This window comes from Niveispirillum sp. CC-CTL257, assembly GCF_059489915.1.
Window position 1 is genome coordinate 3227275 of sequence record NZ_JCAJXE010000001.1, and the last position, 18519, is coordinate 3245793.

General features: G+C 63.9%; 24 protein-coding genes and 2 tRNA genes. 13 read left to right on the forward strand and 13 right to left on the reverse strand.

Going from position 1 to position 18519, the window contains the following annotated elements; all coding sequences use genetic code 11:
- Positions 1-91 precede the first annotated feature (91 nt).
- Together ABC729_RS15195 and ABC729_RS15200 are read right to left on the reverse strand one after the other, a co-directional pair.
- Entirely contained in the window at positions 92-1198 is a 1107-nt protein-coding gene (locus ABC729_RS15195) for an efflux RND transporter periplasmic adaptor subunit (RefSeq protein ID WP_495608387.1), read from the reverse strand.
- A 429-nt stretch (positions 1199-1627) separates the two neighbouring features.
- The gene (locus ABC729_RS15200) at positions 1628-1954 is read right to left on the reverse strand and encodes a hypothetical protein (RefSeq protein ID WP_495608388.1); all 327 of its coding nucleotides are present in this window, start codon (positions 1952-1954) and stop codon (positions 1628-1630) included.
- 213 nt (positions 1955-2167) lie between these two features.
- On the opposite strand from ABC729_RS15200, the gene ABC729_RS15205 reads away from it, so the two are divergent.
- Positions 2168-3013, forward strand: coding sequence for a CAP domain-containing protein (locus tag ABC729_RS15205; protein ID WP_495608389.1), 846 nt, complete (start codon positions 2168-2170; stop codon positions 3011-3013).
- A 119-nt stretch (positions 3014-3132) separates the two neighbouring features.
- On the opposite strand, the gene ABC729_RS15210 is transcribed toward ABC729_RS15205, so the two are convergent.
- Positions 3133-3321, reverse strand: a complete 189-nt coding sequence (locus ABC729_RS15210) for a zinc-finger domain-containing protein (protein WP_102112322.1) — start codon at positions 3319-3321, stop codon at positions 3133-3135.
- Between the two features lie 209 nt (positions 3322-3530).
- On the opposite strand from ABC729_RS15210, the gene ABC729_RS15215 reads away from it, so the two are divergent.
- The 7 genes from ABC729_RS15215 to ABC729_RS15245 all read left to right on the forward strand — a co-directional run bounded on the left by ABC729_RS15215 (position 3531) and on the right by ABC729_RS15245 (position 9609).
- Entirely contained in the window at positions 3531-4517 is a 987-nt protein-coding gene (locus tag ABC729_RS15215; RefSeq protein WP_495608390.1) for an ABC transporter ATP-binding protein, read from the forward strand.
- Positions 4518-4641: 124 nt separating this feature from the next.
- A complete protein-coding gene (locus ABC729_RS15220) occupies positions 4642-5175 on the forward strand; it encodes a YybH family protein (RefSeq protein ID WP_495608391.1) in 534 nt (177 codons plus the stop codon).
- A gap of 54 nt (positions 5176-5229) precedes the next feature.
- Positions 5230-6072 (forward strand): ChbG/HpnK family deacetylase, encoded by an 843-nt coding sequence (locus tag ABC729_RS15225; protein ID WP_495608392.1) that lies wholly within the window; start codon positions 5230-5232, stop codon positions 6070-6072.
- A gap of 131 nt (positions 6073-6203) precedes the next feature.
- Complete coding sequence (locus ABC729_RS15230) at positions 6204-6740, forward strand: hypothetical protein (protein WP_495608393.1); 537 nt, start codon at positions 6204-6206, stop codon at positions 6738-6740.
- 5 nt (positions 6741-6745) lie between these two features.
- Positions 6746-7267 carry a hypothetical protein gene (locus ABC729_RS15235; protein WP_495608394.1) on the forward strand — a complete coding sequence of 174 codons (522 nt, stop codon included), beginning with the start codon at positions 6746-6748 and terminating at the stop codon, positions 7265-7267.
- A 58-nt stretch (positions 7268-7325) separates the two neighbouring features.
- Positions 7326-8789 carry a coniferyl aldehyde dehydrogenase gene (locus tag ABC729_RS15240; protein ID WP_495608395.1) on the forward strand — a complete coding sequence of 488 codons (1464 nt, stop codon included), beginning with the start codon at positions 7326-7328 and terminating at the stop codon, positions 8787-8789.
- A gap of 40 nt (positions 8790-8829) precedes the next feature.
- Positions 8830-9609: an N-formylglutamate amidohydrolase gene (locus tag ABC729_RS15245; RefSeq protein WP_495608396.1), complete on the forward strand. Its 780-nt coding sequence runs from the start codon at positions 8830-8832 to the stop codon at positions 9607-9609.
- A 140-nt stretch (positions 9610-9749) separates the two neighbouring features.
- On the opposite strand, the gene ABC729_RS15250 is transcribed toward ABC729_RS15245, so the two are convergent.
- Positions 9750-9926 carry a hypothetical protein gene (locus ABC729_RS15250; RefSeq protein ID WP_495608397.1) on the reverse strand — a complete coding sequence of 59 codons (177 nt, stop codon included), beginning with the start codon at positions 9924-9926 and terminating at the stop codon, positions 9750-9752.
- A gap of 209 nt (positions 9927-10135) precedes the next feature.
- Between ABC729_RS15250 and ABC729_RS15255 the strand changes: the two genes are divergently transcribed.
- A complete protein-coding gene (locus ABC729_RS15255) occupies positions 10136-10429 on the forward strand; it encodes a DUF1244 domain-containing protein (RefSeq protein WP_495608398.1) in 294 nt (97 codons plus the stop codon).
- Between the two features lie 85 nt (positions 10430-10514).
- On the opposite strand, the gene ABC729_RS15260 is transcribed toward ABC729_RS15255, so the two are convergent.
- On the reverse strand, positions 10515-11084 hold the full coding sequence (locus tag ABC729_RS15260; protein WP_495608399.1) for a DJ-1/PfpI family protein: 570 nt from the start codon (positions 11082-11084) through the stop codon (positions 10515-10517).
- A 429-nt stretch (positions 11085-11513) separates the two neighbouring features.
- Positions 11514-12152: a glutathione S-transferase family protein gene (locus tag ABC729_RS15265; protein ID WP_495608400.1), complete on the reverse strand. Its 639-nt coding sequence runs from the start codon at positions 12150-12152 to the stop codon at positions 11514-11516.
- Between the two features lie 109 nt (positions 12153-12261).
- On the opposite strand from ABC729_RS15265, the gene mtgA reads away from it, so the two are divergent.
- Entirely contained in the window at positions 12262-12963 is a 702-nt protein-coding gene (mtgA, locus tag ABC729_RS15270; RefSeq protein ID WP_495608401.1) for a monofunctional biosynthetic peptidoglycan transglycosylase, read from the forward strand.
- 1 nt (position 12964) lies between these two features.
- On the opposite strand, the gene ABC729_RS15275 is transcribed toward mtgA, so the two are convergent.
- From ABC729_RS15275 to trxA, 4 genes are read right to left on the reverse strand one after another with little or no spacing between them, the layout of a single operon-like run.
- A complete protein-coding gene (locus ABC729_RS15275; protein ID WP_495608402.1) occupies positions 12965-13351 on the reverse strand; it encodes a gamma-butyrobetaine hydroxylase family protein in 387 nt (128 codons plus the stop codon).
- On the reverse strand, positions 13352-13561 hold the full coding sequence (locus ABC729_RS15280; RefSeq protein ID WP_495608403.1) for a Trm112 family protein: 210 nt from the start codon (positions 13559-13561) through the stop codon (positions 13352-13354).
- A 43-nt stretch (positions 13562-13604) separates the two neighbouring features.
- A complete protein-coding gene (locus ABC729_RS15285; RefSeq protein WP_495608404.1) occupies positions 13605-14270 on the reverse strand; it encodes an LON peptidase substrate-binding domain-containing protein in 666 nt (221 codons plus the stop codon).
- On the reverse strand, positions 14267-15187 hold the full coding sequence (gene trxA, locus ABC729_RS15290) for a thioredoxin (RefSeq protein WP_495608405.1): 921 nt from the start codon (positions 15185-15187) through the stop codon (positions 14267-14269). Before trxA ends, ABC729_RS15285 begins: the two co-directional genes overlap by 4 nt.
- Positions 15188-15426: 239 nt before the next feature.
- Between trxA and ABC729_RS15295 the strand changes: the two genes are divergently transcribed.
- A tRNA-Gly gene (locus ABC729_RS15295) sits at positions 15427-15501 on the forward strand.
- Between the two features lie 42 nt (positions 15502-15543).
- A tRNA-Gly gene (locus ABC729_RS15300) sits at positions 15544-15618 on the forward strand.
- 217 nt (positions 15619-15835) lie between these two features.
- Here ABC729_RS15300 and ABC729_RS15305 read toward each other — a convergent pair.
- From ABC729_RS15305 to ABC729_RS15315, 3 genes are all read right to left on the reverse strand, one after another.
- The gene (locus ABC729_RS15305) at positions 15836-16039 is read right to left on the reverse strand and encodes a type II toxin -antitoxin system TacA 1-like antitoxin (protein WP_495608406.1); all 204 of its coding nucleotides are present in this window, start codon (positions 16037-16039) and stop codon (positions 15836-15838) included.
- Positions 16040-16186: 147 nt separating this feature from the next.
- Positions 16187-16354: a 50S ribosomal protein L33 gene (gene rpmG / locus ABC729_RS15310; RefSeq protein WP_029012212.1), complete on the reverse strand. Its 168-nt coding sequence runs from the start codon at positions 16352-16354 to the stop codon at positions 16187-16189.
- Between the two features lie 139 nt (positions 16355-16493).
- Positions 16494-18047 (reverse strand): S41 family peptidase, encoded by a 1554-nt coding sequence (locus ABC729_RS15315; RefSeq protein ID WP_495608407.1) that lies wholly within the window; start codon positions 18045-18047, stop codon positions 16494-16496.
- A 222-nt stretch (positions 18048-18269) separates the two neighbouring features.
- Here ABC729_RS15315 and ABC729_RS15320 point away from each other — a divergent pair, with 222 nt between their 5' ends.
- On the forward strand, positions 18270-18491 hold the full coding sequence (locus tag ABC729_RS15320) for a DUF4287 domain-containing protein (protein ID WP_495608408.1): 222 nt from the start codon (positions 18270-18272) through the stop codon (positions 18489-18491).
- The last annotated feature ends 28 nt before the right edge of the window (positions 18492-18519 follow it).

Consider the following 18519-nt stretch of genomic DNA (forward strand, 5'->3'; position numbering starts at 1 on the left):
TCGCTGTCATGTCCATGTCGATGCCGTCCCGGCGGACCGGAAGATCGGGGCGGCGAAGGGGCGACCGCACGCAGCCGCCGTCAATAGGCCGTCAGGGCGCGGGGCGGGCAGCCGATTGTGTGGCGCTGGCGGCCGGCGCGCTGACGATTTCGGCCTGCACCGGAACGCCATCGCGCACTTTCTGCACGCCGCGCGTGATGATCAGCTCACCGCCGTTCAGGCCCTCTGCCACTTCCACCACGCCACGCGAACGCGCGCCAATGGTGACGGCTCGGCGTTCTACCTTGCCCGATGCCACCAGGAACACGAACTGCCGGTCGCCCACGGGCACCAGCGATTCTTCCGGCACCAGTACCACATTGACGCGGTTATCCAGCGTCAGGCGCACTGTCATGAACAGGCCGGGACGCAGACGCCCATCCTTATTGTCGATCTCCGCCACGGCGGCAACGGTGCGGGTGACGGTATCGATGCGGGTATCAATGGCTGTCACCTTGCCCACAAAGGATTGGTCGGGATAAAGCGTGGTCTGCGCCGCGATCTCCATCCCGTCGCGCAGATAACGCAGCGACGATTCGGGTACCGTGAATTCCAGCTTCACCGTGCGGGTGTCGTCCAGCGTCGTCACGGGATCAGCCGGACGCACCAGCGCACCGGGACTGACCTGTCGCAGACCGGTATAACCGGTGAAGGGGGCACGGATGGTCAGGTCAGCCAGACGCGCCTGCACCGCCCGTACCTCTGCCTCGTTCCCGGCCAGTTGCAGCGACAGTTCATCCACACGGGCCTGTGCCACATTCTGCTTGGCCAGCAGGGAACGGGCGCGGTCCAGAAGCTGTGCGGTATTGCGGCGCCCCGCCTCCGCCACCGCCAGATTGGCCCGCGCTTCGCGGTCATCCAGTTCGATCAGAATGGCGCCGGCCTGGACCAGCTGGCCTTCGGTGAAATTGATGGATTTGACCAGACCGGCCGTCTTGGCCGTCACCGTCACCGCCTCATTCGCGCGCAGGCTACCCACCGCGTCAAAGGTGACGGCGATGTCGCCGCGCGACACATGGGTGGCGACGACATTCACGGGGCGGGCGGCTGCCTGCTGCTGTGCGGCGGGTTTGCCGCCATCGCGCCCGGTCACGTACCAGGCGCCGCCGCCAATGGCGACGATGGCAACAGCCGTGGCAATCTGAAATGGCAGGCGCATCTTCCTGTCCGATCCTTCCGGTGTGCGTGCTACTGGTCTGCGGTGCCACCGGTACATGTCATTGAAAAGCCATTCTATCCCATGGATGGGACAGCAAGCTTCGTTAATTGTTTTTGTCAGGCATCCTCAGTCGTCCGTAAAGACGACTTTCGGCAGCAAACCCCGATCAAGATGCTGACACCTTCCAACTAGTTCGGTCGGCCCCATCCTCCAACCCCCCAATTGTTACGCAATGGTAACCGGCGGCGATAGGGGACAAACTTTTACATTTGAAGGAAAAGCCATGCGAAAACAGCGGGGAAGCTGTCTGCCAACGGCTGAACCACCAGAGCGGGACAGGGGCTCAGCGTCAGACTTATCCACAGGCATGTGAACAGATATGATCGGCAGATCTGTCGGAATAAGTGAAAGGCCGACCCGAATCGCCTATCAGGCAGCGCTGCTGTTCTGAGACCGGCGGGACATCACCTCCGCCAGAAAGGCGCGGTCAACAGCGGGGTAGCGGGAGGGCATTTCGCGTTCGATCCGGTCCATCAGATCCTCCGCCGCCATCCGTCCATTATATTCCGCATAAAGCAGATACCAGGCGGCGAAGGTACGTCCGGTGATGCGCAGGTCCTGGCCCTCGTCCATGTCGGGCAAAACCCAGTAACCGAAACGCCCGTCCGCGCGCTCGCCCACGAACGGCAGCTTGGTCACCGGAAGACGGTGTGCCGTGTGATGCTGGCTGGCATTATTCTGGCTCGGTCTCGACATGATGCGATGGTGATGATCGGATGTGGTGAAACGGACGGGGCTGGACTTTGTTAAACTGTCGTTTACAAGTAATCGTCAAGAAACGACAATTAACTACTATATACGGTAGGAATCGGGATGCAATGCCTGTTCAGGTTAGGGGATGACTGCCCGCTTGTCACATGTGCGGATGGTTATGTCCGAACGGGTGGGGTGGGGCGCCGGGCATTGCTGTTGGGCGGTTTGGGCCTGCTGCTGCCCCGGCCCGCATCCGCTGCCATTGCCGATCCGGCAACGCTGATGGCGGCCAATGCCCTGCCTTTTACGGAAATCCCGGCCTATCTGGGCCGGTTTCAGGATTTCCAGCAGGAATCCGGGACACCCGCCAAAGGCGACCCGCTGTTTCAGGCGGAAGTGGCGGCGGCGCGGGCGGTGGGTGCCATCCGTCTGGCGGAGGGCGCGTCCTTCCTTCGCGATGATTCGGAATTGAGCATGATCGCGCGCCATTATGCCGCACAGCTGGCGGCAGGTGCCCCTTTCGCGCATGAAGATTCAGGCGGACGCCATCCGGGCGACCGTATCGCCCTTCTGCACCGGCGCATGGTGGGGGTGAATGCGGAAAACCTGTTCACCAACAGTTTCTTTGATCCCGACCGGGCCGAGGCGGCAGGACGGCTGGCGGTGGACAACCTGATGCAGTCACCGGGGCACCGTGCCAACATCCTGGATCCGCGCTGGACCCATGCCGGGTGTGGGGCGGCGGCGGGGCGCGACGGGTTCTTCCTGGTCCAGCTTTTCGCTGAACGAGCTGCCTTGCTGATGGACGCGATGCCGGCGCGGATGGCTCCCGGTGCAGCACTGCCTGCTGGCTGTCAGCAGGCGGCGGAAGGTGCGTTCAGCGGTCTGGCCCTGGTGCCCGTGGACCGGCAGGTTGCGGCAGATGATTTCATGCGACCGGGTTCAGCAATGGCACCGGCCCGTACAGGTCCGCACCGCAGCTTCTTCGCACGCACACAAGAAATGACAGCCCGGACGGCGAAATTCACCATCCATCCGGGCCCGATACTGCTGATTGGCTGAGACGTCAGCGGGCCAAGGATTGTATCGCCCAAAGGCCGGCGTCTGCCGGCCCGCCGCTTGGTAGCGGCGTGAGCCAAGCCGCCGGATGGCGACGCCCGGCACCTGAGGGAACGCTTTAATCAGTGGCCGTGGCCACCGCCGGCGGCCTTGCCAGCTTCGGTCTGCACATAATGGCGACCGCAATAGGGGCAATCGACACTGCCCTTGGGCGACAGGGTCAGATAGACCAGCGGATGGCCCAATGCGCCGCCGCCGCCATCGCAGCCGACGGTGTCTTCGTCGATATAGATGGTCTCGGCCGGCTGCATGTGTGTCGTTCCTTGAAGCTTACTGTTCGGGTCCCGATATCCGGGGGGCGGCGCATCATACTCCGGCGCGCGGTTTGCGCAAGGCCGCCGGACCCGCCCCTGGATGCCCTCTGCCCTTCGGCAAATTGACCGGCGGCGGCGGGGGGTGTACGCCAGACCCATGTTCTGCGACGACGCACCGTCGCCCACCCATCGGGAACCCGCCCCCCATGCCTGACAGCCTGAACCGTTCCACCGACATCGCCGCCGCCGGCCACGCCCCCGCCGCCGCAGTGGAGATCAAGGATCTGCGCAAGACCTATCGCGGTACGCCCAAATCGCCCCCGAAGGAGGCGCTGAAGGGCATTTCGCTGACCATCCCGCGCGGGTCGATCTACGGCCTACTGGGCCCCAATGGGGCGGGCAAGAGCACGACCATCAATATCCTGGCCGGTCTGGTGAACAAGACCAGCGGCAAGGCCAGCATCTGGGGCATCGATATTGACGAACAGCCCCGGTCGGCCCGCGCCGCTATTGGCGTCGTGCCGCAGGAACTGAACCTGGACCCGTTCTTCACCCCGCGTGAGATCCTGGATTTGCAGGCTGGCCTCTATGGCGTGCCGAAATCGGAACGTCAGACCGACGCCCTGCTGGAGGCGGTAGGCCTGAAGGACAAGGCCAATGCCTATGCCCGCACATTGTCGGGCGGCATGCGTCGCCGCCTGATGGTGGCCAAGGCCATGGTTCATGCCCCGCCGGTCCTGGTTCTGGACGAACCGACCGCCGGCGTGGATGTGGAATTGCGGCAAAGCCTGTGGGCGCATGTGCGCGAGTTGAACAAGGCCGGCACCACCATCGTCCTGACCACCCATTACCTGGAAGAAGCGCAGGAACTCTGCGACACGATCGCCATCGTCAATCACGGTCAGGTCGTGGCCTGCGAATCGACAGAAAAGCTGTTGAGCCGTATCGACAGCAAGGAAATGGTTGTCACCCTGGATGCCGACCTGACGGCGGTGCCCGAGGCTTTCCGTGGCTTTGACGCCAAGCTGGACGGCCCGCGCCGTCTGGCCATTCATTACAAGCCCAGCCAGACCCGCGTGGCGGATCTTCTGGGGGCCATGGCGGCGGCGGGCCTGGCCGTGAAGGACCTGTCCATGGTCGAAAGCGACCTGGAGGATGTGTTCCTGGAAATGACCCGCGCGCCTGCCGCTTAAGGATGCCAGTCGATTGCAGGCCTGAAAGGATGAGACCATCCAGTAACCATATAGCGATTGCCGGGGTGGGACCGTGCCCGCCACAGTCCCTGCCCTTCAATGGCATCGTGGCAGGATGGAAAACATGTGGATCGGTTCAAGGATGGCTGCGGCGGCCCTGACGGCGGCGCTGATGTTCGGCGGGCCTGCGGCGGCGGCCGACAATGCCACCGACAATGCAGCAGTGAACGCGGTCTATGAACGGCTCAGCGCTGTCCTGGCGGCGCAGGACGCGGATGGCTACGAGGCCATCTATGCGCCGGAAGCAACATACCTGTCTGGTCGCGATACTAACCTGCCCCTTATGGGACGTGACCGGATCATGGAGCTGTTCGGGCCACCCATGCGGCAAGCCCGCGAGAAGGGTGTCGCCGCGAAACTGGATTTCCGGCTGCTGGAGCGGAAATGGTTGGGCGATGTCGCGGTTGATACCGGCCTCACTCGTTTTGAGTTCAAGGGACCCGACGGGCAGCCACGCATCAGCAACAGCAAGTTCATGACGGTCGTCAAGCGGGCACCGGACGGGCGCTGGGTTTTCGTGGCCGATGCCGCCGCCGCAGTGAAGGGCGAGGAATGGGACAAGGCCCAGCCGGTCGCAAACCTTAAATACGACGGCTGACCGCTGGGATGTTATGGTCTCGGCTGCAAACGCAGGCGGGCATGAAGCGGGCAGATGGTGGCACCACGGAATATTCTGGTCATTGCCGATGATTACGCCCTGTCGCCGGGCGTGTCAGACGGCATCCTGGCCTTGGCGCGGGCCGGGCGTCTGTCGGGGACCGGGGCCATGGTGCCGGGGCGACGCTGGCGCGAGGATGCCAGACGATTGCTGGACACGCCGGACGGGTTTCAGGCCGGCGTACATCTGACCCTGACGGGTGGTCTGTCGCCCCTGGGGCCGATGCCGGCTCTGTGCCCCGATGGCCGCTTTCCCGCCCTGGGCCGCTGGCTGGCCCTGGCGCATGCTGGGCTGCTGTCGGGTGGGGCGGCGCAACGTGACCTGTCGGCAGAGATTGCGCGGCAGTTGGACGCGTTCGAACAGGCGATGGGCCGGGCCCCGCACTTCATTGACGGGCATCAGCATCTGCATATTCTGCCCGGTATCAGGCCGCTGCTGCTGGATGCAATGGCCCGACGTTATCCGCCCGGTTCGGTCTGGCTGCGCGATTGCGCAGAGCCAGCGGGTCGGATCATCCGGCGTGGGGTGACCGCGGCCAAGGCGCTGTTCATCGCGTCGCTGTCGCGTGGGCTGGCCCGACAGGCGGCAACCCGTGCCATTCCCACCAATAATGGCTTCAGCGGCATCTATGGCTTCACGGGCGACTTCCCGGCCCTGATGGATCGTTTCCTTTCCGGATTGCCGGAGGGAGGGCTGGTTATGGTCCATCCGGCCCTGCCTGACGCGGAACTGGCGGCGCTGGACCCGGTGGTGGATGCGCGCAACGCGGAGATGTCCTATCTGTCGGGGCAGGATTGGCCGGCAGCACTGTCACGTGCCGGCCTGCGGCTTGGATAGCGCTGTCTTATAGCTTTCGGATAGGTTCCGGCCCGCGACAAGTGCCGCCAGTGGTGGTATAATACATAATGATTCACCGGTATCGATACGCGGGTGAATCAGCATGTGATCGGCGGCGCGGGATTGCCACATTGGAAATGAATACCGTTCTGTTCGTGATTGGCATTCTGTCGGCCATTGGCGCGGTCAGCATCGCGCTTGTCCGTCAGATTCTGTACTACTCCCGTCGCGCCCACATCACCCGCGTGACGGAGCAGAATCGTGAGCTGCACCGCAAGCAGGAAGAACTGACCAAGACCTATCGCGACGGTCAGGAAAGTGTGCGTCAGGCAGAGGTGGAGCGTAAGGCCGCCGCCACACAGCTGGTGGATGCCCAGCGTCGCCTGAAGGTCGCCAAGGAAGATAATTACGTCATCATCCATGAAGTGAATGATCCGTCGGGATCGCGCCGTCTGTTCGTGGTGGCCATGACGCTGGGCAGCACGCTGACGCTGGGACAGAATGTCGTGAAGGACTGCAAGTTCCGGCATGTGAAGCATTTCGTGGAAATCTGGGCCGACAATGCCGACGATGCCAACCGCATCGCGCGCACCAACTTTCCGCCCGACAGCGGCTTCATCCTGTCCAAGGCCGTGCCGGCCAGCCCGGCCGCGATGGCGGCGGAGTAAGGCCCATGCTGATTCAGGTTGGCGTCATTCTGGTCGTCATGGTCTCCATCGCCTATGCCGCCGCCGTCATGCGCCGGATCGAGGGCGATGTGGCGCAGTATCAGCGCGACTTGCGCGCCGTGGAGGAGGATCAGCATAAGCTGGAAGTGGCGTGCAACACGCTGCGTGGCCTGTGCAATCAGGTGGGTGAGGAACTGGGTAAGCTGCGGGCCGACATCGCCGAGGTGACCGATGCCCGCGCGGTGCTGGAAGCCGAGATCCAGGCCCTGTCAGAGGCACCGAAACAGCGGCTTTACATGTTTGATCGCGCCACCATCGGGCATGGCAAGCTGTGGGAAGTGATGATCACCAATACGGGTGGCGCCGAAAGCGGGATTGCCGGGGATCAGGCCATGGAATGGGCCAATGGCCGTACCTATATTGTCCCTGGTACGACCGATCGTGATGCCAAGTTCCGGGCGGAACCGAAATTCCTGCCCTCGTTGGGTTATCGTATCATGAAGATCGAGCGGTTCCGGCGCGCCTGACGTCACCGCCCTCCCTTGGCGGCGACGCCACCCGATGCCGGACGGGGAGGGAGGCGTCATGGCCGATGCCGTCATCGAGTTCCCGACAGGTCAGGTGCGCCACCGTCTATCGGTCGCCGCCGACAAGCGCCTGAACAGCGCCTTCGCACAGCTGCGCGCCGGCTGGCGGCGGGACGGGGGCTTGTCGGTTGAACGCCGCGATGATGCCCTGGACCATCTGGCCCGCGCCCTGTTGAAATATCAGACGGCCCTGGTTGAGGCGGTGTCGCAGGATTTTGGCCACCGGTCGCCGCATGAAACGCGGCTGGCCGATATCCATGCCAGCCTGTCGGCCATCCGCCATGCCCGCCGGCATTTCCGCCGCTGGATGCGACCCCGGCGCATGGGCGTGGCCCTGCCATTTCTTCCCGGTCGGGCGCGGGTGGAACCGGTGCCGCTGGGCGTCGTGGGGATCATCAGCCCCTGGAACTATCCTATCCAACTGGCCCTGGTGCCGATTGCCGCCGCCATTGCCGCCGGCAATCGCGTGCTGCTGAAACCATCGGAACGCACGCCGCGCACCACGGGCCTTCTGGAACGTCTGCTGGCCGAAGTGTTCGATCCGGCAGAGGTGGCGGTGGTGACCGGGGGCGTGGACATGGCGCAGGCCGTCTGCCATCTGCCGCTGGATCATCTGCTGTTCACCGGGTCCAGCGGCGCGGGGCGGCAGGTGATGCGGGCGGCGGCGGACACGCTGATGCCTGTCACCCTGGAACTGGGCGGCAAATCGCCGGTCATCATCGGTCCCGGTCATGACCTGGGACAGGCCGCGGAACGGATCGCGCTGGGCAAGCTGCTGAATGCCGGCCAGACCTGTATCGCGCCCGACTATGTTCTGGTTCCCGCCGGCCAGGAACTGGCCTTTGTGGAGCATTTTGAGCGTGCGGCCACCCGGCTTTACCCCCGGCTGGGCGATAACCCGGACTATACGGCCATCATCAGCGAGGCGCAGTATGAGCGGCTGATGGCCCTGATCGACGATGCCAGGCGGCGCGGCGCCCATGCACGCTTCATCAACCCGGCGGGTGAGGCGCTGGAACCGGCGCGGCGCAAGCTGGCGCCCACCCTGCTATGGCAAGTGCCCGAAGAGGCCGACATCCTGCGGCAAGAGATTTTCGGGCCGATCCTGCCCATCCTGCCCTATCGCGCGCTGGAGGAAGCGGTGGCCATCGTGAACAGCCGCCCGCGCCCCCTGGCGCTGTATCTGTTCAGCCACCGCAGGCTGGATGTGGATTTCGTGCTGTCCCGCACGCGGTCCGGAGGCGTCACCCTGAACGATACGCTGCTGCATGCTGCCCAGGATGCGCTGCCCTTTGGCGGCATCGGGGAAAGCGGCATGGGTACCTATCATGGCGAGGCGGGGTTTCGCACCTTCAGCCATGAACGGTCCCTCTTCCAGGCCAGCCGGTTCAGCGCCGCGCGCCTGATCCGCCCGCCCTATGGCGACCGGATCGACCGGATACTGCGCTGGCTGATTGGGTGAGCGCTTTCACAGAACCGGAGATTGCGATAATCAGGAAGGCATGGATATCGCCGCTCCCGCCTTGCTGACCGCCGCCGATCCGGCGCCCGTCCGCATCCTGAACCCGGACGCTTCCAATCCCCTGCTGCTGGTCTGCGACCATGCCGGCAAGGCCGTGCCCACGGCCCTGCACGGGCTGGGCGTCCCTTCGGTTGAACTGGACCGGCATATCGGCTGGGATATCGGGGCGGCGGCGGTGACGGAGGGCCTGGTCCGGCGGCTGGACGCGCGGGCGGTTCTGTCGGTCTATTCCCGGCTGGTCGTGGATTGCAACCGCTGGCCCGACAGCCCGACCCTGATGCCCGCCATCAGCGACGGCACGCCGATCCCGGCGAACCAGGACCTGTCGGAGACCGCCCGCGCCCTGCGCATGGAGGCCTTGTATCAGCCCTATCACGATGCCATCGCGGATCAGCGTGCCCGTATCCAGGCGCAGGGGCAGGTGCCTGTCCTGATTTCCATCCACAGTTTCACACCGTACATGAACGGGTTCCAGCGGCCCTGGCAGGTGGGTGTGTTGTGGAACCGCGACGGGCGACTGGCTCTGCCCATGCTGGCGGCGTTGCGGGCTGAAGGCGACCTGACCGTAGGTGACAATGAACCCTACAGCGCCCGTACCGGCACCGATTTCACCATCATCCATCATGGGGAGGCCGCGAACCTGCCCGTGCTGATGCTGGAAATCCGTCAGGACCTGATCGGCGATCAGGCCGGGGCCGATGCCTGGGCAGACCGGCTGGCACGCCTGCTGCCCGGCGTCATCGCCGCCGGGATGGGATGACGGCGCGGCTCAGCACCGTAGGTCAGGTCGGGGCGTTCGCCCCGCCCTGACAGCAAAGGATTGAAAGCCTTATCTGTCAGGGCTCACCTTCGGCTCGACCTGACCTAAGACCGGCGCGCCCGGTCAAAGCGAACAGGCGTTCAGCGCGCCGCTTCGAACTCCGTCAGCAGGGCATTCATATCCAGCGCCTGCAGGGCCGCCAGCGCCTCATTCAGCTCGTCGGCGCAGCGGCGCAGCTGTTGGGCATGAAAGTTGATATTGGCGGCGTGGGTGGCGATATGCCCGTGGGGCAAACGGGTGCGCATGTCGATAACCATTCGGGTTCCCTGTTTGAGCAGCTGATATGGATACTTTTGGTTATATGTTCTTGTCTTGACGCTATTGATACATGCCCTGACGATTGCAGCAACTAGAAAAATAACACCTAGTAATAGGTTAAAATTTTAGATGGTTTCCTTTAAAACCGGCCTGGGATACACCAGCTGGGTTGGCATGTCCGACCGATCAATTCTAGGGAAGCCCGACCATGGACGACCAGACCCGTATCGAACTTGAAGCTGCGGCTTTCCGCCGTTTGCTGGCGCATCTGCAGGCCCGCACCGATGTGCAGAATATCGACCTGATGAATCTGGCGGGTTTCTGCCGGAACTGCCTGTCGAAATGGTACCGCGCCGCCGCCGAAGAAAAGGGCGTGCAGGTCAGCGATGCCGAGGCGCGCGAACTCGTCTATGGCATGCCTTATGACGAATGGAAGGCCAGATACCAGCGCGACGCGACCGCCGAACAGAAGGCCGCGTTTCAGCAGGCCAACGCCCACTGAGAATCGGTGCGCTGCACCCAACAAAAACCCCGCCATCCATCGGATGGCGGGGTTTTTCGTCAGCGGTCGAAACCAGCCTGAAATATCAGGCGGCGGCCTTGCGCTGTTCGACGGCGGCGGTGAAGTTCCGCAGCATGGCGTCGATCAGGCCCGACATATCCTCGTTGCTCTTGGCCGTCAGCAGGAAGCGGTCCTGGACGATCTCGTCATCCGACCACTTGGCGCCGGCGGCTTCCAGGGCGGCGCGGGCGCTGTCGGCACCGGTCACGGTGCGGCCCTTGATACGCTCCACCAGGGCCAGCAGCTCCACGCCCTTGCCAAAGGCCACGATGCCCTTGCCGCTGTCGACGAAGCTGCCGATGATGCGGCGGGTGTGCGGGTTGGTCGCCAGCTTGGCCACCGAACGGTCGCCGCCCGGCAGGACCAGCAGGTCGAAATCGGCAGCCAGGACTTCACCAACATGACGGTCGGTGGGGAAGTAATGGCCCCAGGAAGCGCCGTGCCAGCCATTCACCAAGCCCTGTTCGGGCGAAATCACCTTCGGCTTGGCACCGGCCTTCAGCAGGGCGCGCTGCGGCTCGGTCATCTCCAGCTCTTCGAAGCCATTGGCCACGAGAATGGCGATGTTCTTTCCGGCAAGCAGTTGTTCGGTCAAGGTCTCGTCTCCTTCTGGTTGGTCCGCCCCGTCCGGCACCGGCCGGGCCGATGCGATCCGATAGGCGGTGAACGCCCCGGCCGGGCCGGAACGTTCGGAAATTCCATGCCGAAAGCGGCGCTCGATCCCGGTGATCCCCCATGCTCGCGATAAGCCTTGGTGCATCAGGCACCGATGGCCGCAGGGTCCAGGTACGCCACAAGCTTTCCGCGCCAACCCGTCATCGCGGGTTCGGTCGGGCTTTGGCCCCCCTGGCATCCCGCACGGGACCCGGGGGCGGGTTACGTCTTTTCATGCATGGGGCGCTAATTGGCCCTTCGCGCCCGCGACGTCAATCCGCATTTCCGACAATCCAGCCATCCAAGGGTGGTGGAGGGGGCGAATCGGTGGGGAAAGCCGGAGCGCGAAGGGCAGGAGACGTCTTGGATTTCAATACCAGGGTTGGGCCAGCCCTTCCTGTTCAAAGGCCCGGATGACGGCGGGCAGGGCGGCCGTGCGGGCCGCGTGCGCGCCGATATTGGGCAGAAGGCGCGGCGGCCGCCCCACGAAATTGCGGCCCCAGCGCGTCAGCATCAGCAGCATGAAATCCACGATCCCCGGCTCGTCCCCCGTCAGCCACTCACGCCCTTCCAGCGCCTTGTCCAACAGGTCGAACAGTTCCCCCGCCCGCGCCTCTGCCGCCTGCTTCACACTGCCGGCAAGGGCCGGGTCTGCCACCTGACGTTCGGGGTAATAGTAGGCCAGATAGGCGACCTGGACCGAATTGGTCAGGTGGATCAGCCATTGATAGGCCAGCGCCCGTTCCATGCTGCCCAGCGGCGGCATCAGGCCGGCGTCGGGATGCCGGTCGGCCAGATGCAGCAGGATGGCGGCTGTCTCAAAGATCGGCTGCTCGCCATCCACCAGCACCGGCACGCGGCCCGTGGGGTTCAGGCGCAGATAGGCCTCGCCATGATGTTCCTTCGACGCGGTATCCACCCGCACCATTTCATAGGGTGCGCCGATGGTTTCCAGGGCCATGTGCGGGGCCAGATTGGCCATGCCGGAATTGCCATAAAGCCTGTACATCGCGGATCATCCTTGGGCGTGGGTCGGAAGGCCCGTCTTTTTACGGTGCTTTACGCCCCCTGTCTGCGCCAAGATGTGGACGGAAAAGGACGAAGGAGGTCTGTGGCCGATGGCCCAGGACAAGCGATGGAACATGCGGCGCATCGCGCGGGTCGTGGCCTTGGGCTTCGCCGGGCTGTTCGGCTTTTCCATCCTGTGGGTTCTGGTCTACGCCGTCCTGCCGGTGCCAGCCACGCCGCTAATGGCGATCCGCGCCATGGGCGGGGCCGACTGGAGCCATTCCTGGCGGCCCATCGACCGCATCAGCCCGCATCTGGCCCGCGCCGTCATCGGCGCGGAGGATAGCCGCTTCTGCGACCATATGGGCGTGGATATGGAGGCCGTCGAAAAGGCGCTGGAGCGCAACCAGACGCATCAGCGGGTACGGGGCGGCAGCACCATCAGCCAGCAGGTGGCCAAGAATGCCTTCCTCTGGCCCGACCGGTCCTGGCTGCGCAAGGGTGTGGAGCTCTGGTTCACGCTGCTGGTGGAGACCTTCTGGTCCAAGCGCCGCATCCTGGAGGTCTATCTCAACATTGTCGAATGGGCTCCCGGTGCCTATGGCGCGGAGGCGGCGTCGCGTCACTGGTTCGGCAAGGGGGCCGAGGCGTTGACCACGCGAGAGGCGGCACTGCTGGCTGCAATCCTGCCCAGCCCCCTGAAATGGAAGGCCAACCCGCCGGGCCGCTATGTCGCAGGCCGGGCGGGCACCTTGCAGCAGCGAATGGAGATCGTGCGCCGCGACGGGCTGGATGATTGCGTGTTGAAATAGCTTACCGCGACAAGCCTTTGGCGCTCAGCGCGTCCAGATAGGCCTGCCACAGCGTCTCCCGCTCGCGGCCCAGGCGGTGCAGCAGGGTCCAACTGTAGATGCCGCTGTCATGCCCGTCATCGAAGCTCAGGCGGACAGCGTAATTGCCCACGGGATCGACGCGGGTGATGGCGACATCACGCTTGCCCGACACCAGCTTCTTCTGTGCCGGGGTGTGGCCCTGCACCTCTGCCGACGGGCTTTCCACGCGCAGGAACTCCGCCGGAAGGTCAAAGCTGCTGCCATCATCGAAACTGACGGACAGCAGCCGTTCGGCCCGGTTCAGGCGCAGTTCGATGGGCCAGTGGCTACTGCCGCCGGCCTCGCTGGCGAATCGCTCCTCGCTCATTCAGGCGGCATCGTCCAGACGGCGCGCCTCATCCACCAGCATGATGGGAATGCCATCGCGGATGGGATAGGCCAGCTTCGCCTGATCGGAAATCAGTTCCTGGGCGGCGGCATCATAGCGCAGCGGGGCCTTGGTCAGTGGGCAGACCAGGATCTCCAGCAGGCGCGGATCGACGCGGGCGCTGTCGGTCTGATTAGGGGCGTCGGTCATCGCGGGCACTCCGAGTTTGAGGCAAGCCTCAAGGTCTAAAAGATTAGTGGCGGGCGCCGCCACCTTCATTGTCGCCGCCCTGATGGACGGCCATTTCCACCAGCGCCAGCAACAGTTTGGCTCGGCTGTTCAGGTTGGGGCTTTCCAGCAGGGCCTGCTTTTCCGGCGCGTCGAAGGGGCAGATCATGGCCAGCGAGGTGATCAGCCGGTCCAGCGGTGCCTGGGCGATGCTGTCCCAATTGGCGCTGATCCCCTGCTGCTTGAAATAGGCGCGCAGGGTGCCGTCCAAGCTGGCACGGTCCAGATCGCAGGCCTCATCCTCGTCCAGGTCAGCGGCGAAGGCCGACCAGTCGGCGATAATGCGGCGATAGCCGCGCGTGGTCGGCACCTCGCCCGCAATTCGGAACCGGCTGATCCCTGTCAGGGTGATCAGGAAGCGGCCATCCTCGGTCTCGCTGAAGCTGGTGATGCGTCCGACACAGCCGGTGTCATAAAGTGGCGGGTGGTTGCCCATCCCACCATCACGCGGCTGGATCATGCCGATCAGCCGGTTCGATGCCAGTGCGTCCTGCACCATGTTCAGATAGCGCGGCTCAAAGATATTGAGCGGAAGCTTGCCACGCGGCAGCAGAAGCACCCCCGTCAACGGAAAGACGGGGATGGTCTCCGGCAACTGATCATGAGGCAGGTCGAACGGGTTCTGGCTCATGCGAACAGCAGCGATGACAGTTTGCGGCGGGCCTGGATGACCAGCTTGTCCATGGGCCCCAGCGCCTCGAACATCTTCAGCAGCTGAGTGCGGGCGGCCTTTTCATTCCATTCCCGGTCGCGCTTCACGATCTCCAGCAGCGCTTCCACCGCCTCCTCATTGCGGCCAGCGGCAAAGAGCGCCACCGCGTAATCGTAACGGGCCTGATGGTTGGCCGGGTCGGCGGTGACGGCGGCCTTCAGATCGTCCAGGGGGCCTGCCTTGGCGGCCTGTTCGGACAGTTCGATCTGCGACTTCACAGCGGCCAGTTCGGCGGACTTGGCGATAGCGGCCGGGGCGTCGGCGATCATGCCCTTGGCGGCGTCGGCCTCACCCACGGCCAGCAGGCAGCGGATGACACCGGCATAGGCGGCGGCATTCTCCGGCTCCTCTGCCAGCACTTCCTGATAGACAGCGGCAGCACCCTGCGCATCACCGGCATCCAGCAGGCCCTTGGCCTCCGCCAGGATGGCGGCGATGTCGATGGCACCTGTGCCGCCCGACAGCTTCACCAGACGCTCAATGAAGGCCTTGATCTGGCTTTCCGGCAGGGCGCCCTGGAACCCGTCCACAGGACGGCCCTGGAAAAAGGCATAGACGGTGGGGATCGACTGCACCCGCAGCTGCCCGGCCACGGCCGGATGCTTGTCAGTGTCGATCTTCACCAGCTTCACAGCACCCTTGGCGGCGGTGACGGCCTTTTCCAGGATCGGCCCCAGCGTCTTGCAGGGGCCGCACCAGGTGGCCCAGAAATCGACGATGACAGGCACTTCCTGTGACGCCTCGATGACATCGGCCATGAAACCGGCGTCGCTGCCATCCTTGATCAGGTCGCTGGCGGCGGGCTTTGGCTGGGGCGAAGGTGTCGGCGAGAACATGGGTTCTTGTTCCTGGATCGGGTGATCATGCATGGCCCCGTCATGCGGGGATCGTCACCGGCTTATATAGAGCGGCCATGGCCCCGCGGCAAACCTCCCGATAGGGTGCCATGCATCAAGGATAGGGTGCTTTCGACAAAAACCGTACAGACCTGGAAAAAAAGTCCTTGCATGGCAAAGTTTGATGGCTATATTCCGCGCTCACCGCCGGGGACGACCCGGACGGACATCGGAAATGGGCGGGCGTAGCTCAGGGGTAGAGCACAACCTTGCCAAGGTTGGGGTCGAGGGTTCGAATCCCTTCGCCCGCTCCAGTTCCGATAACCTACTGCCGAAAGGCAGGCCTGTCTGGTAATGCGGGCGTAGCTCAGGGGTAGAGCACAACCTTGCCAAGGTTGGGGTCGAGGGTTCGAATCCCTTCGCCCGCTCCAGACAAGACTTTCATAATGCATCAAAGGCCGCCCTCAAGGCGGCCTTTTGCATTTGAGTGTGCGGTTCGCGGCTTTCGCGACTCAGAACCAGAATCTGGCGTTTATCCCTCTTGTGCTGCCTGAATGGCTCTGCCGATTTTCCGGAATCCTTCAGCTGCCGGCGTCGGGCGCTTGGCCCCTGGGCCCCGGCCTTCGCCGGGGAGGCGGATTTTATCAATTATCTCAATGCACCCTGACTCTTCACCGCTTGACGGTGGGCCCTGAAGGCCCGAGCCAGCCGATCATTGACGGGCGCTGGATTTTCCAGCGCTGCAACCAACACCGCCCAATCGGCACTTGAAAGCTCAATCCCTTCTTGCACCGCTTGGGCGTGGTCCTCTGACTCCAGGGACAAGTCCTTCATAGCGATCACCTTACTCATCTGGGTGCCAGCAACAATTCTGCGCTCGTTCGCCGTACAGCGCAAACTAAGCCCCAAAAGCAAAACCCCCGCCGGGCGGACCGGCGGGGGTTTTGCTTTGTCAGGGCCGTGACCCCGATCCAAAAGAGGATCATCCCAAACGGGAGATCACTTCATCTTGGATTCCTTGAAGGCGACGTGCTTGCGAGCAACCGGATCATACTTGTTGAATTCCAGCTTCTCAGTCGTCTTACGGGGGTTCTTCTTCTTCACATAGAAGTAACCCGTGTCAGCGGTGCTAACCAGCTTGATCAGCACGGTGTTCTGCTTAGCCATGATACCCTACCTGCGTCTGACTTGCGGCCACCGCAAGGACGCGCGGCCGATCCATATAAACCAGTTCCGCCGGAAGAAGACCCCGGCGGCACAGCGGCGGAATCTACGCATCCGCCCTCGTCTGTCAAGGACAAAGACCCTACCTCTCCGCAACGTTGATGTGCCGGGATGCGAGGGCTTGCCGATACAGACCCACATCTTCCACCAGGGCGCGGGCCAGCGATACCGTCACGGCGGCGGATGCCACGCTGTCGGCGGGCTTGGCCGGGCAGGTGGCGCGCAACTGGGCCAGTGCCTCGGCATCATCGGGGGCGGCAAGACGCTGACGGTTCAAGCTGGCCTGTTCGCCCCTGTCGCCCTGCGCGGCGGCGGCCAGCAGTGACTGCACATTCACGCCCGCCTGCGAGGTGCAGAGGCTGGGCAGCACGCCCTGGCCGTCAAAGCTGTAGCCGCTGGGCGCGTAAATCCGGCTCCAGGTGATGAACAGTTCGCCGCCATTGGGCAGTTGCGTCACATGCTGCACACTGCCCTTGCCATAGGAGGAGGAGCCGACGATCAGGGCGCGGCCCGCATCCTGCAACGCTGCCGCCACAATCTCCGCCGATGAGGCTGTCTGCCCATCGATCAGCACCACCAGGGCCAAGTCGGGGAACAGGGTGGTCGGCTTCTGCGCCTCAAACCATTGGATGGAGCTGGGGTTGCGGCCGCGCGTGGTGATGATTCGGCCCTGCGGCACGAACAGGTTCACCACGCCCACCGCCTGCACCATCACCCCACCAGGATTGCCGCGCAGATCCATGACGACGCCGCGCACCGGACCTCGGTCCAGATAGCGCTGGATGGCCTGGCGTACATTATCCTGGGTGGCGTTGTTGAAGCGTTCGATGCGCACCGTAACGATGCCGTCATTAAAGGCAGCCTGAACCGTATTGGGCACCAGATGACGGCGCCGGATGGTGATGCTGCGCGGGCGCTGCTCGCTGGGGCCTAGCTTCATTTCCACCCAGCTGCCCTCCGGGCCCTGGATCAGGGCCGACAGCCGGTCATAGGGCAGGCCGAGGGTACGGGTCCCCGCCACCTCGAATATCCGGTCCCCGACCCTCACCCCGGCGGCGGCGGCAGGACCGTCGGGTACCATGTCGGAAATCTCGTAAAAGCCGTCGACATTGCGGATGCCGACGCCAATCCCGTCATACCCCTCGCGCTGGGTGCGTTCGCCCTGCGCCCGGTTGGGTTCGGCATAGCGGGAATAGGGGTCAAGATCGGCCATCATCCCGTCAAACATGTCGCGCCAGACCTGTTCCCGGTCCTTGGCGGCGATGGCGGGGGAAGCGGCGGCGATGGCGCGCAGCATTTCCGCCGTCGTATTGGCCCAGCGTTCGGGGATCATGTCGCCCGGCAGCCCCACGCGCGCCAGTTCCACCCCGTCACGGGTCAGCAGCAGATGGCCCGGCACCGATACGATGCCCAGCGTCCGGTCAGAGGCCGCCACGCGGCGCAAGCCATCGCCCAGCAGCCCCGGCATGTTGGGCTGTTTCAGGGCATTGTCGATGATGGGGCGGAAGGCGACAGCGAAAAGCTGCTCGGCGGTCAGGTTGGCGGCGGCGGGCAATATCTGCTGTTCGGCCCGCGCGGTGACGGCACCGCCCAGAAGACCCAGGACAAGCAGCATCGAGCCAAGCCGTGATGCCATGCGCGTTTCCCCCGTCGGGCATCGTCTCAATGGCGATGCTTCCTCAAGGACAGAGTGCCGCAGCCAAGGGGGGGGCGTAAAGGCCGCGCGTATCCCAAAAGGCTAGTTTCAGCCTGGGAACGGTGACGCCGGACCCGTCCACACCCTTCATGGCTGTTTACAGCACCAACGCCCCGGCGCATGGGTTGTATCCATCGTGAAACGCAGAGGGTTGGGTGGACGATGGCTGACGAACCGGTGAAGGGGCCTGCATCCTATTTTCCGTCGATTGAAAAGAAATATGGTCGCCCCGTTGCGGAGTGGCTGGATCTGGTGAAACAGCGTCTGCCCGCCAGACATATGGAACTGGTTGCCATGCTGAAGGCCGACCATGGCATGGGTCACGGTCACGCCAATGCCATCGTGGCCTATGCGCTGGCCGCCCCGCCTGTCCAAAAGGAATGAATCCAGACGGCAACAGGTGGAACTTATC